General features: G+C 66.7%; 12 protein-coding genes. 7 read left to right on the forward strand and 5 right to left on the reverse strand.

Annotated elements, in window-relative coordinates:
• Positions 1–41: 41 nt before the first annotated feature.
• Positions 42–689: a response regulator transcription factor gene (locus AMYBE_RS0129870; protein WP_020663068.1), complete on the forward strand. Its 648-nt coding sequence runs from the start codon at positions 42–44 to the stop codon at positions 687–689.
• On the opposite strand, the gene AMYBE_RS42540 is transcribed toward AMYBE_RS0129870, so the two are convergent.
• Positions 680–1,882 (reverse strand): sensor histidine kinase, encoded by a 1,203-nt coding sequence (locus AMYBE_RS42540; protein ID WP_051124793.1) that lies wholly within the window; start codon positions 1,880–1,882, stop codon positions 680–682. The two genes, AMYBE_RS0129870 and AMYBE_RS42540, sit on opposite strands and share 10 nt — an antisense overlap.
• A gap of 624 nt (positions 1,883–2,506) precedes the next feature.
• Positions 2,507–2,929: a hypothetical protein gene (locus AMYBE_RS45120; RefSeq protein WP_154676326.1), complete on the reverse strand. Its 423-nt coding sequence runs from the start codon at positions 2,927–2,929 to the stop codon at positions 2,507–2,509.
• Between AMYBE_RS45120 and istA the strand changes: the two genes are divergently transcribed.
• The 3 genes from istA (at position 2,922) to AMYBE_RS0129895 (ending at position 5,464) form a co-directional block, all read left to right on the forward strand.
• On the forward strand, positions 2,922–4,277 hold the full coding sequence (istA, locus tag AMYBE_RS0129885; RefSeq protein WP_020661065.1) for an IS21 family transposase: 1,356 nt from the start codon (positions 2,922–2,924) through the stop codon (positions 4,275–4,277). The genes AMYBE_RS45120 and istA overlap by 8 nt on opposite strands.
• Before the next feature lie 31 nt (positions 4,278–4,308).
• On the forward strand, positions 4,309–5,097 hold the full coding sequence (gene istB, locus AMYBE_RS0129890) for an IS21-like element helper ATPase IstB (protein WP_020661064.1): 789 nt from the start codon (positions 4,309–4,311) through the stop codon (positions 5,095–5,097).
• Positions 5,087–5,464 (forward strand): hypothetical protein, encoded by a 378-nt coding sequence (locus AMYBE_RS0129895; RefSeq protein WP_020661063.1) that lies wholly within the window; start codon positions 5,087–5,089, stop codon positions 5,462–5,464. Before istB ends, AMYBE_RS0129895 begins: the two co-directional genes overlap by 11 nt.
• A gap of 6 nt (positions 5,465–5,470) precedes the next feature.
• Here the strand turns inward: AMYBE_RS0129895 and AMYBE_RS0129900 are convergent, their stop codons facing one another.
• On the reverse strand, positions 5,471–6,352 hold the full coding sequence (locus AMYBE_RS0129900; RefSeq protein ID WP_020663070.1) for an exonuclease domain-containing protein: 882 nt from the start codon (positions 6,350–6,352) through the stop codon (positions 5,471–5,473).
• 163 nt (positions 6,353–6,515) lie between these two features.
• Between AMYBE_RS0129900 and AMYBE_RS0129905 the strand changes: the two genes are divergently transcribed.
• The 3 genes from AMYBE_RS0129905 (at position 6,516) to AMYBE_RS0129915 (ending at position 9,838) form a co-directional block, all read left to right on the forward strand.
• Positions 6,516–9,353 carry an NACHT domain-containing protein gene (locus tag AMYBE_RS0129905; protein WP_020663071.1) on the forward strand — a complete coding sequence of 946 codons (2,838 nt, stop codon included), beginning with the start codon at positions 6,516–6,518 and terminating at the stop codon, positions 9,351–9,353.
• A gap of 99 nt (positions 9,354–9,452) precedes the next feature.
• Positions 9,453–9,575: a hypothetical protein gene (locus AMYBE_RS46730; protein ID WP_281172115.1), complete on the forward strand. Its 123-nt coding sequence runs from the start codon at positions 9,453–9,455 to the stop codon at positions 9,573–9,575.
• 32 nt (positions 9,576–9,607) lie between these two features.
• Positions 9,608–9,838: a hypothetical protein gene (locus AMYBE_RS0129915; protein ID WP_154676327.1), complete on the forward strand. Its 231-nt coding sequence runs from the start codon at positions 9,608–9,610 to the stop codon at positions 9,836–9,838.
• 88 nt (positions 9,839–9,926) lie between these two features.
• Here the strand turns inward: AMYBE_RS0129915 and AMYBE_RS0129920 are convergent, their stop codons facing one another.
• Both AMYBE_RS0129920 and AMYBE_RS46915 read right to left on the reverse strand, forming a co-directional pair.
• A complete protein-coding gene (locus AMYBE_RS0129920) occupies positions 9,927–11,165 on the reverse strand; it encodes a Wadjet anti-phage system protein JetD domain-containing protein (protein ID WP_020663074.1) in 1,239 nt (412 codons plus the stop codon).
• The gene (locus tag AMYBE_RS46915) at positions 11,162–11,617 is read right to left on the reverse strand and encodes an SbcC/MukB-like Walker B domain-containing protein (RefSeq protein WP_425386960.1); all 456 of its coding nucleotides are present in this window, start codon (positions 11,615–11,617) and stop codon (positions 11,162–11,164) included. Before AMYBE_RS46915 ends, AMYBE_RS0129920 begins: the two co-directional genes overlap by 4 nt.
• Positions 11,618–12,765: the final 1,148 nt, after the last annotated feature.

Here is a 12,765-nt window from a genome sequence, read left to right on the forward strand (position 1 = left end):
GGTAGCTGGCAAGCCGCCCGTGAGTCCGGGATCATGCGGCCATGACAGAGAACCAACCGCTGCGACTCGTGATCGCGGACGATCAGTCCGCAGTGCGGGAAGGGCTCGCGCTGCTCGTGGATACCGTGCCCGGCATCGACGTGGTCGGGCAGGCCGGCGACGGCGACGCGGCGGTCGAACTCGCTGAGACGCTTTTGCCCGACGTGGTGCTGATGGACTTGAACATGCCCCGCTGCGACGGCGTCGAGGCGACCCGTCGGATCCGCGAAAGCCATCCGGAAATCCAGGTCGTCGTCCTCACCACGTACGCCGACGACGACTGGATCATGCGAGCGCTCCAGGCCGGTGCGCTCGGTTATCTCACCAAGTCGGCGAACAAGCACGAAATCGGCCGGGCGGTGCAAGCCGCGGCGGCAGGACAGGCCGTACTCGACACCGAAGTCCAGCGCCGGCTGCTCGCCGCCGCCAGTGCGCGCCCGGCGGGACGTCCGCGGACCGGCGTGCTGACCACCCGGGAGGCGAACGTGCTGCAGCTGATGGCCGCCGGGTTGAACAACCGGGAGATCGCCGAGCAGCTGTTCGTCAGCGAAGCGACCGTGAAGAGCCACATCAACCGGATCTTCGCCAAAACCGGCAGCCGGGACCGGGTGCAAGCGATCCAGTATGCGAACGATGCTGGCTACGCCTGACCAGCTGGGCCCGCCGAAACGGCCGCTCGCACCTCCCAGCACGGTCCGGACTCGTGGTCCGGGATCGCCCGGCTCTCCAGCGAGCCGTCCACCAGCTCGATCCGCTCCCGCATCCCGGTCAGCCCGTAGCCGCTAGCCGGCTTCCAGACCGGTTCGCCGGTCACGCCGGCGTCCGGGTCGAGCCGGTTGCGAACCACGACCGTCGCCCCCGCGGCACCGTAAGCCAGGTCGACCGTCACTGGCTGGCCGGGCGCGTGCTTGGCGGCGTTAGTCATCGCCTCTTTCGCGATCCGCACCAGCGCGACCGTTTCCGGTGGAGACAACACCCGGTACTCGCCGTGCTGCCGGAACTCGACCGGCGTCCGATGAGCGCGACCGAACGCTTCGGTGAGATCCGCCAGCGCTTCCGGCAGCGACCGAACCTCTTCCCGAAGCGCGGAAATCGCGTCCCGCGCGTCCGACAGCCCCTGCTCGGCCAACCGCTGCGCGCTGACCAGGTACTCAATCGCCCGGTCCGTTTCACCCTGCTCGGCCAGCAGCGTGTGCGTCACCTCGAGCTGCACGCGAAGCGCGCCGAGAGAATGCGCGAGAACGTCGTGCATTTCGCGCGCGATTCTAGTCCGCTCCTCGGCCGCCGCGACGTGCAACTGTTCCTGGTGAGTGGCCTCCGCCTGGCGCGTCCGCGCCAGGTACAGCCTTCGGTTGAGCCCGATGAGAACGGCGATCGCGACGCCGCCGAGGTTGCCGATCCACCGATCCGCCGGACGCGACCAGAACAGGTCCGACAGCCCGACCACCGCTACGACCAGGCAAACCACCGCAGCCAGCGACCGCGTCGCCGGCTGCGGCAGCGAAACATAGGTGCCAACCACGACCGCGGTAAGGACGATCGCTGATCCGTCGCTAGGCAGACCGGTGACGAACGCAGGTACCAGCGCAGCCGCGATCAACACCGGTGCCGCGGCACCCGGCCGCCGGTTCGCCGCGGCGAACCAGAACAGCCAGCAAACCGCCGTCGCGCCGTAGACGAACCACAACCAGTCATGCCCGCCCGACGGCCGCGCGGTGACGAGCGTGGCCGCGAGCACGATCGTGCTGATCCACGGCATCGCCATGTCGTCCGGCAACAACCGCCGGAAAAGATCCCGCCTCCCCGGCCGAGGCACCTCGCTCACAAGCGCGTCGTTCGGCACGCGGCCATCATGCCAAGTCGCCACCTGCCCCGAATGCGCCAGCGAAACGTCCCCATCATTTCAGCGACGACCGCTCCGCGGGCGGGGCAACGCTGGCTCCGGCTGGCCGAACGACCGCCGCTCCGGTCGTGACCGCCCCTACCGGGTCGCGCCGGACGGCCTTCGCTAAACTCGCCTCGGTGGGTCAACCTCAGGGTCGGCCCACGGGCCGCTAGCTCAGTTGGCAGAGCAGAGGACTTTTAATCCCTGGAATTGCCATGTCAATGAGTATCAACTAGTGCCGCCCAGGATTAACCCGTGCAGGTCAGGCGGCTTTTTTCGTCGGCGTCTATGCCGGGCAGTATCGCGGTGTATCGGGTGCTCCGCGAGCAACGGAGCCCAATCGGAGACCGGTGTCGGCCTGCGGCGGCCTACCATAGGTCACCTGGCCGATCGCCAGGGACTCCTCCATGCGGGCGCAGAGCAAGCTCGGTGTTGCGGGTCAGTAGCCAGGCGGGTTGGCGGATGCCGAGCGCCGCGACCTGAAATCGCGAGCAGAAGACGTCCGCGGAGGAGGCACAGTGGCCCGCTCTGCCTCCTCCGCGGAAACCGCATTGCTCACCGAATGCAGAGCCAAGGGGCCGGTCAGGCACGAGCAGCCGCGTACTCCGCCTCGATCCTGGCTTTGAGTTCAGCCGCGCGTTCCGGCGTGCAGCTCTGGCCGGGTGCGTCGATGTCGCACTGCAGCTTGATCAAGCGGGAGCGAATGGCACCGGCACTGCGACCGTGCTGCTCAGCAAGCAGGTCATGCACGACGCCCGGCACCGTGTTGGAGTCGGCGGCGAGCCATTGTTCGCGCAGTTTGGCTTCCTGGTCAGAAGTCCAGGAGGCGTGCGACCGAGCTGGTCCGCCGGGCCTGATGGTGCTCTCTGAATAGGGCCAGTCCTGCTCTCTGAAATTCCCCAGCTGGGGTGTCCTGTCGGCGCGTCGTTTGCGCTGGTCAGCGGCCTCGGGGTGACGGTTTCGGTGTTGATCACCGTGATCGTGACCGGAGGCGTGGATGCTCACTCTGGAGGAAGACGTGGAGGCGCAGGCGCTGCGTGCTCAAGGCTGGTCGGTCTCGGCGATCGCGCGACATCTCGGACGCGACCGCAAGACGATCCGCCGCTACCTGGCCGGCGAGGTGGTGCCGGGCAAGCGACGGCCAGCGGGGCCGGACCCGTTCGAGCCGTTCCTCGGCTACTGCCGCGCCCGGCTGGCCGACGACCCGCACTTGTGGGCGGCGACGCTGCTGGACGAGGTCACCGAGCTCGGCTACCAAGGCGGCTACTCGACGTTCACCCGGGCGCTGCGCCGCTATCAGCTGCGCCCGCACTGCGAGCCTTGCCAGGTGTCCCGCGGCCGGGACGTCGCGATCATCACCCACCCGCCGGGCGAGGAAACCCAGTGGGACTGGCTCGAGCTGCCGGACCCACCGGCGAGCTGGGGCGCCGGGAAGCAGGCACATCTGCTGGTCGGCGCGCTGGCGCACTCGAGCAAGTGGCGCGGCGTCCTGGCCGATGCCGAGGACTTCCCGCACCTGGTCGAGGCCCTCGACGCGGTGGTCCGGCGCCTGGGCGGGGTGACCCAGGTCTGGCGCTTCGACCGGATGGCCACGGTCTGCCACCCCGCCTCAGGCCGGATCACGCCCGCATTTTCCCAGGTCGCGAAGCATTACGGGGTCCGGTCGGTGACGTGTCCGCCGCGGCGCGGGAACCGCAAGGGTGTGGTCGAGAAGGCCAACCACTCGGCCGCGCAACGCTGGTGGCGCACCCTCGGCGATGACGTCACGATCGCCGAGGCGCAGGCCGGGCTGGATCGTCTCGCGGCCAAGCTCGATAGCCGCCGCCGGGTCCTCGACGGTGAGCGCACCACGGTCGCCGGCCTGGCCGCGGCCGAGCGGCTGCACGCCCTGCCGCTGGTCGCGTTCCCGGCCGAGTTCGACCTCGGCCGGATCGTCACGCCGCAGGCGCTGGTTTCCTTTCGCGGCAACTCCTATTCCGTCCCGCCCGGGCTGGGCGGCGCGCAGGTTCAGGTCCGTCACCGGCTCGGCGCGGACGTGCTGCGGATCGTCACCGAGGGCGGCGCGACGGTCGCGGTCCACCACCGCGCCCCGGACGGGGCCGGCCGGGTCGTCCGCGACGACGGGCACGTGATCGCGCTCGAACACGCCGCGATGGGCGCGTTCAGCACCGATCGGCCCTGCACCCACAAGACGCGCCGGCCGCCGTCGGCGGCGGCGTTGGCCGAAGCAGCACGACTGCGCGGCCTGCCCGCGACGGGGCCCGCGGCCCACGTCGTGATCGACCTGGCCACCTACGCCGCCACCGCGGCGAAGCTGGGCAGCGCACCCACCTATGAGTCCAAGGAGGACTGATCACTTGTCCGGAANCCGTTCAGGGCCACAGATGAGCGAGGCCCGCCGCTATCAGCAACTCCGCTCGCACTTCTCCTACCTCAAGCTCGACAACGCCGCCGAAGCCCTGCCCCGCATCCTCGACCAGGCCCGCGCGGAGAACCTGTCGATGACCGCGGCGCTGGAGAGGCTGCTGGAAATCGAGGTCAACGCCACCGAAGAACGCCGCCTCGCCGGCCGGTTGCGGTTCGCCTGCCTCCCGGATCCCTGGACTCTGGCGGACTTCGACTTCGCCGCCCAACCCGGCGTCGACGAGAAACTCATCCGCGACCTGGCGACGCTGCGGTTCCTCGACGACGCCTCCAACGTGTTGTTCGTCGGGCCGCCCGGAGTCGGAAAGACCATGCTCGCCACAGCACTCGCGCGCGGCACGGCCGAAGCCGGCAACCGGGTCTACTTCACCACCGCAGCCGACCTCGCCGCCCGCTGCCACAAGGCCGCGGTCGAAGGACGCTGGGCCACCTGCATGCGGTTCTTCGCCGGACCGAAACTGCTCGTGATCGACGAGCTCGGCTATCTCCCACTGCCCGGCGACGGGGCCTCAGCGTTGTTCCAGGTGATCAACCAGCGTTACCTCAAGTCGAGCACGATCCTGACGACAAACGTCGGGATCGCTGACTGGGCAACGGCTTTCGGAGACGCGACCGTCGCCGCAGCGATGCTGGACCGGCTGCTGCACCGCGCGACCGTCGTCGGTATCGACGGCCCCTCCTATCGACTCCGCTCACATCAGTCCACATCGGACAAGCTGCGCAAGGCGGTGAACGCACATGTCTCCTGACCCACACGACCCGAACTACAACGCGACCCGCAAGACCTGCCCGATCTGCTGGGAAGCGTTCGTCGCCACCGGCCGGCAAGCCAAGACCCGGCTCTACTGCTCGCGCCAGTGCAAACGCACCGCAGCCGCCCGACGGGAGGTCGAACGCACCACACCCGTCTCAGTCACCGCCAGGTCCTTCGGGACACCGCCTCCGGCGGCGCCCCCGCTGGCGCCTGCAGTGCCCCTGCCGCACATCGCGGCCCAGCGGGACTGCCCGCACTGCGGCGGCCCGGTCACCATCGTCGCGCTGCTCACCACACCCGAAGCCGCACGCCCGCAGATGCCCGTCGCGGCACCCGACGGAGTGATCCCGCTCCGCCGCTGACACCGGCTACGCTGCACTCCTCAGCTGGCCCATTTCGGAGAGCAGGACTGGCCCATCTCGGCGAGCGCCATCAGGCCGGGGAGGCAGTAGTCGCCGTGTGGGTATAGCCGTGGTTTCCGGCAGTAGTGGCCAGGCCGTTGCAGCGGCTCGGGCGTCTGAGATTTGCTGTTGCAGTCGGTCGATCCGCGCGGTATCGCTACGAGGCAAGCGGCCGAGGCGATATTGGAGGTCGTCGGCCCGTGCTCTTTGCTGTTCGCGGAACCATTTGGCCTGCTGATTGTGCAGCGCGCGCGGCGCAAGGCGACCGATTCGTTCCGGCTCGGCTTTGGCCAGCCGCCATGCGAGCCGCGCCGCGGCGACGGCGTCGTCGGCGCTGGTGTGGGCCTGATCGAGCCGGACTTTGTAGTGTTGGCAGAGATTTGCGAGGGTCCGTTTTTCCGCCCGCTTCGGATGCAGGTGGCGGTCGATGCAGATGGGGTCCACGACGGGACCTGACAGGTCGAGTCCTCGGCCGTGGTGGCGGCGCAGTTCAGCGTCGAGCATGGTCAGGTCGAAGGGCGCGTTGAAGGCGATGAGCGGAACGGCCGCGGTCCAGATCCGAGCCAGATCGCCGCTGACCTCCTCGACGACCTCCGCGGCGGGCCGGCCGTGGGTGCGCGCGTAGTCCGTCGTGACTCCGTGGAGGGCGGTGGCGTCGGCAGGGATGTCGATACCGGGGTCAGCGAGCCAGTTCCTGGTTTCAATCTGCGGTTTTCCGCCTGTTCGGCTGGGTGTGATCGTGACGATCGACGCGGTGACGAGGCGGTCGCGACGCGGATCGACGTCGGTGGATTCCAGGTCGAGCGCCAGTAGTTGGCCGTCTGCCCATAACTGTTCGGGGTTGGTCATGCGCGCATCGTAAGAACAGGGTCCGACAATTCTTAGTGATCGAACCGCCCAAGCCGCCCGTTTTCGGCTGGTGCTCAGATCGTTCCTCCTCCTGATGCCACTATCGTGTGTCGACGGCGGTTAGTGACCTCAGGCGTCGGGATCAGCGTTGAAGGGGACCAGCATGGCAGCGGACCTTGAGCAGCTCGGCCCGATCGGCTTCCAAGATCTCGCAGGCGCGCTCTGCGTCGCGTCCTTCGGTCCTGGCATCCAGGTAATGGGGTCAGGCCGCGATGGCGGGCGAGACCTATATCACCGGGGACCGCTCGTCTGGAAGGGTAATGACGGCCAACCCAACGAGGAGTGGGACGGATATACCGTCTTCCAGGTCAAGCACAAAAAGAGCCTGGAGGTTCGACCCGCAGACAACGCTCGCTGGCTGCAGGGGCAGATCCGCAGCGAACTGAAGGAATGGGCCGATTCGACTTCCGGCCGCGATCCAGTTCCGGACTACTTGGTGTTCATCACCAACGTCCCGCTCACCCCGACGCCCGGCTCAGGAGGGCACGACCAGACGCTCAAGGATATCGACAACTTCATCGCCAACTTGAACGATGACAGCCGTGACGTGGGCAGCGGCGACGACCGCCAGGCCAGGTACCGGCGGCTCTCACGCATTCGCGAATTCCGGATTTGGGACGCGAACCAGATCCAGACCCTGCTCGACGTCCACGTCGATGTCAGGCTTGCCTTCCCGGGTTTCTTCACCGCCGCCGACGCGTTCGCGCACATGTCCGAACTCACCGGATACGTACCGAAAAACCAGCTGGAGCCGGCGCTGCGGGCCCACGCACGGACCACTCTCATGGGTGAAAGCTCCGTCTACTTCGACGAGGCAGGCAGCGGCGACGTCACCGGAATGCCGTTGCATGAGGTCGTGATCGACCTGCCGATCACGTTGCCGGACGAACCTGCTTCGGGCAGCGTGATCCGGTACGTCCTCGATCGCGGCGAGCGCATGCTCAAGCCCTCGCTCACTACCTTCAAAGGCCCTCGCCACCTGGTCATCGCGGGTGCCCCGGGCAATGGGAAGACCACGATCTCCAAGTTCCTCGCACAGGCCTATCGCGCCGCCTCGCTGGCCAACGGTGACAACCTAAGCGTCGACCACCGGCAGGTCATTGCCGGGGCTGAAGCCGCGTTGGGAAGGTTCCAGCGGAACCTGCCTCGACATCCTCGGTGGGCTATGCGGATCGACTTGGCCCAGTACGCAGAGGATCACGGCTTCAGCGACGGCTCCACGCTGATCGGCTACATAGCCGAGAAGGTCTCCAGCCGGTCCGATTTGGGCAGCATTCGCGGATCCTCGGTGCTGTGGTGGCTGCAACGCTGGCCGTCATTCCTGATTCTGGACGGTCTGGACGAAGTCACTGAACCCAGGGTGCGCAAGTGGGTCATCGCGCGCGTCGTCGAGTTCGTGACCGGCGCGGATGGCGACGACTGCGACGTGTTCGTCGTCATGACCACACGGCCGATGGGCTACGTGGAGAACATCGCGCCGACGCAATTCGAACGACTAGACCTGGATTATCTGTCCGCCGACGAAGCAATCCGCTACGGCGAAATGGCAACTCGTGCCCGGCTGCGGGCGGACCTCGACCGCACCGAGCGGATCGTCCGACAGTTGGAGATCGCCGCTCACGACGACTCGTTCCAGTTGCTGCTGCGCACTCCGCTCCAAGTCCTGATCATGACCATCATCATCGGAAACGCCGGCCATCTCGCCCCGGACCGTTACAGCTTGTTCTGGGGCTACTACGACACTGTGCTCAGGCGAGAACGCGAAAAAACCACGAGCGTACGAGCGATACTGCAGAACTACAGCCAGCACATTCAGCGACTGCACGAACAAGTCGGCTTCGAACTGCAGGCACGCAGCGAAGCAGCCGATCGCTCCTTCGCCGCCCTCACCCGCCACGAACTACACAGCATCACCTGGCAAATCCTGCACGACGCAGGCTTCAAGCCGTCCGACGCGGACGCCGAGCTGCTGGACAAGATCCTCACCACCGCCACCCACCGATTAGTGCTGATCGTTCCGCGAGGCGACGAAGGCTACGGCTTCGATGTGCGGTCACTCCAAGAACTCATGGCAGCCCGCTACCTCACGACCGGCACCGACGATGCCGTACTCGCACGACTGCGCATCTCGGCAGCCAGCCCGCACTGGCGCAACACAGTCATCTTCGCAGCGGGCTATTGGTTTTCCGAACCGCAGGACCACAGACATCAGGCCATCGTCGAACTCGTCGAGACCGTCGATGACGATGCCGGCCAACGTCTCGGCAACATCGTGCCCGTCGGCCCGCGCCTTGCCCTGGACCTCATCGACGACGGGATGGCACGCGCCTGGCCGCGTCCGCGAGACCGGCTTGTCCGCCATGCCCTCCAGGTCCTGCACGAACCACGACCGCAGGACCTGACCGCGATCGCGCGATCTCTGATCCGCATCGCCGACACCGGCGACGGACAGCAACGAACGGTCGAGGACGGTTTGCGCGAGGCACAGACCATCTCGCTCACCGCTCGCGACACTACCCACGCACTGCAGGACCTCGTGCCCTCGGTCGTCAAGGAGATCGGAGCGCGCGCACGCATCAACGGGCTCGCCACCGTGCGTTCCCGCACTGGCGCGGCTCCGCTTGCTCCGCCTCTTGACGGCTGGGACGATTTCGAGGCCGAGATTGAGACCGCTCCGGTAGCTGATCCCTTACTCGCAAATATCCGGCTTGCTGCTGGCGCGGTGCTGGCCTTTAAGGCTGGCGCTACTCAGGGAGGAATCTACGCACCGTGGGTCATCGCGGTTTTGGCTTACCCTGACGGGGCAGCAATCTTCGAAACTGCATTGCAGCATGTCGTGCCGCACGAACCGGCCCTGGTCGCTGAGTTGCGCGACAACGTGCTGCCTGCTGTCCACCGCGCGGCTATCGGGGACCGACTCCGGCACCGCCGCTCGGACTGAGCCGACAGTTCCTTGTGAGGACTACCTTCCGGCACAAGGTCGTCGGGCTTGACCGATCGTTCCTTCGTGTTTGCGCCGTGGCTGGCTACGGTCGTTGCCGTGACCGAAACTGAAGCTGGCGCGCGCCATGAGCCCAGCGCGCTGGAACTGATCGCGGAGTTCGTCGAGCAGCTGCGGATGACCGCTCCCGCGGAGACGCCGTTCTCGCTTCTGGCGGCGTGACACGGTTCGGCACCCGCCGGGCGACGGGTCGCATGCTGCGCGACGACAACGAGGACGCCGTGCTCGCGTGCAACGCGACGCCTGCGTTGCAGGCCGTCGCCGTGCTGACACGGCGGCCACTGTCGATGCCGTACACCGACTTCGTGGTGGAGACCATCAGCGGCCAGGTCCCTGAGAACTACCGGCCAACCGACAACGGAACCAGTTCCGACGATTCAGACTTCGTGACGGACCCGTCAGCGGCGGGGCCAAGTCCGCCATGACATTCTCGCGCTCGAACTGAACACGCTGCTGCCTGAGGCCGGCGAGAGCGCCGCCGTGCCGGACAGCCAGCTCGCGTGCGAGCAACCTCTATCGTCCCGCGCTAGCCTCCAAGATCTGCAGCAGCCGGGTTGCGGCGTGTGTGAGGGGGATGGCTTCCTGCTCGATTCGCCGGAACGGAGTTGGACCTGCGGTTGCAACGGTGTTGTACGCGGTGTTCTCGGCTTCGGTCAGATGCGGCAGGATCTCCGGTGATGGCTTGATGGGGCGGCCCGCCTTGTCGTGGTTGACGCCGTGCTGGGCGTAATGGTGCAGGTCAGTGGCGTCCATGAGAATGGAGCTGACCGGTCTCGCCGGTGCGCCATCCGGTGCGGGCGCAGCGAGCGTCGCGCGGAACTGATCGAGGATCGCGTACCCGTCCGCATCTATGTCGCCCCAGTAGACGACATGGTCAGCGGCGCGGATCCAGGGCACGTTCGCAAGCAGAGCGGATGCGGCCTTGCCGCCGCCCTCGACCACGATCGTGTCCCTCATCGGGGGAAACCAGAGGCGAGAGTCGCGGTTTTCGACTACGAGGACGAGACGTGGCTGATAGGCGATGTCGTGCACGTCACCGGTGGTCCATGCGTCGTGACGACGGCGACCCAATGCAGCGTGGTCCGGGTCGACATAGGTCAGGTGCGCGACGGTCAGCCGGGGCCGGACTTCGTCTCGTACGTCGCGTCCTGCGACCTCGCGCAGCAGTACCCCGTGGGTATCCAGCCATTTGGTGTGCATCCCGGGCACTGGAAGTTGCCGCAGGGTCCACGCGCTGGCATCGGGGTGCTGGTGTAGCCACGTCACGGCACTGAGCAGCACATCTACGTCGGCGGTCCTTAGGCGGTAGACGGCCCGGAGCGTTCCTGGGGTGAGAATCGCGCTGGCAGCTCGCAGTGCAGACGCAAGTGCACGGGCGCGATCCACGTCCACGATTGGAGGTTCGGTGCCGGCAGGCATCCGGGCTGCGAGGGAGACGACGCCGTCCAGGTCAGCGACGAGTGTGGCGGGGAAATCGCCGGCGACTCGTTGGACGGTCACGGCTTTGCGGATGAGTTCCACGCCGTCGGGAAGCTGATTGGAAAACGTGCGCCATTGCATGTGCCACTGGTGCCATGCGGCGTGCCCGAGCTGCTCAACGGCCTTACCTGTCGACACGCCGGGGCGGAGCGGGACAGTGAATGTGACCTGGTCACCGATGCCGAGTTCCGCACACACGGCTTCGGCCCACTTCCGCTCGACCTTGCGGAGAGCGACCGCGACTGCGTCCTCCGGGTTGACAAGCGCGCTCATTCCCCCGGAACACCAACCAGCGGCTTCGCCCAGGACCGGCCCTGTGAGTTCTTGAGGATCAAGTACTCCGCGTCCACGTGGGGTTCGATCGCGCTGTGTTTGTCGTTGGGGGCACCGATGATGAGCTGGAAACCGAGGCCACGCCACGCACCGATGGCCCGGCCGGTGAAATGCGCGTCGGCCTTAATCAGTGCTTCGTCAAGGAACACAGGGGCATAGCGGGGGCGCGTCGCACCGGCGTCGCCCAGCTGATACCGCAGCGCTGCACCGACGATGAACGCGACCAGCTCCTGAGACTCACCGCCGGACTTCTCGCCGATGTGGTCGTACACGGCGACGTGTCCACCCTCAAGATCGCGCTTCTCAGCACTGATCCGAACGTGGTTGCGCACGTCGACGAGGTCCGCGAAATCGGGTGCGGTGCGTCGGATTCGGTCGATCACCTTGGCCATCCGGTGGTAGGCGCGTTCCCGGTCCTCATCCGTTGCCGCTTTGTCGATGAAGGCCCGCACCTCGCGCAGGTCTTTGCGGAAACGGGCACGCACGGTGGAGTGGCTCTCCTGAGGGTCGATGCGGAGCCGGTGGTTGTCGTCGGCGAACGGCAGTTCGGCGAGGATCCGGTTGACCGGATCAATCCGGTCGCGGATCTCGCGGACAGCCGCAGCGAGTTCGCTGTCCAGACCGGTCAGGTCGTTGCCAGACAGTTTGAGCAGGCTGTCCCGCCATTCGGTCTCCAGCTCGTGCAGGCCGCTGGTCTCCAGGTCTGCGAGCAGGCGGTCGAAGTCGCGGTAGGAGTCGTCGGGGTCGGTGCCGAGGTTCGGGTTCGGCCAGCGCTCGAGGAACGTAGAGAACGTGTCGATCAGCGCCTTCCTCGATCGGCCGATCGTGTCGGCCGCCGACTGCCGATCGGCGCGGAGCCGTTCGTCGGCCCGTTTCACTGCCGCGTCGAACGCCGGAAGGGCCTCGACCGAGATGGTGCCGTCCGGGTCGTCGCTCTCGAACAATGCCTCCAGGTACTCCTGGTGGTCCGGGCTGAGATCGCTGCCGGTCTCTGCGGCCGTGTCGAGGGCCAGTTGGGCGCGGTCCACCTCATCGGCAGTCGACTCCCAGGAATCGCCCAGTTTTTGAACGGTGTCCTTCTGCCGTCCGACGCGCTCGGTCAGTTCCCTGACTCGCTTCTGGAGGTCGTCCACCTGGAGCTGAAGCTGATCGATCTTCGGGTTGTCGAGGCGGACCTCCTCGACGACGCGGTTCCAGCGATCCCGCTCTGCCTTGACCGATTCGATGTCAACCTGGTCCCAGGACAATTCGATAAGAGTCTGATAGGTCATGCGCCTGTCTTCGAAGGAGTTGAGGTTCTCTTCCGCCCGCGACACCCAGGCGACCGCGCCGTTGAGGCGTGTCTGTGCAGAGTCGATTCGGTTTTGGAGATCGGCCAGCAGCCTGCCGTTGGTGAAACCGAGCAGGTTGGGCCTGCCGTGCCCTCCGTGTGCGCCTCGGCCGCCTTCCGAGGTCTGGCCGGTGATCGTGAGCGCCTTAGAGTGCTGGGCCAGCAGTGTGGGCGTCTCGACGCAGACGAAGTCGAACCGGCGGGCGAGTT

This window comes from Amycolatopsis benzoatilytica AK 16/65 (genome assembly GCF_000383915.1).
Classification (GTDB): Bacteria; Actinomycetota; Actinomycetes; order Mycobacteriales; family Pseudonocardiaceae; genus Amycolatopsis; species Amycolatopsis benzoatilytica.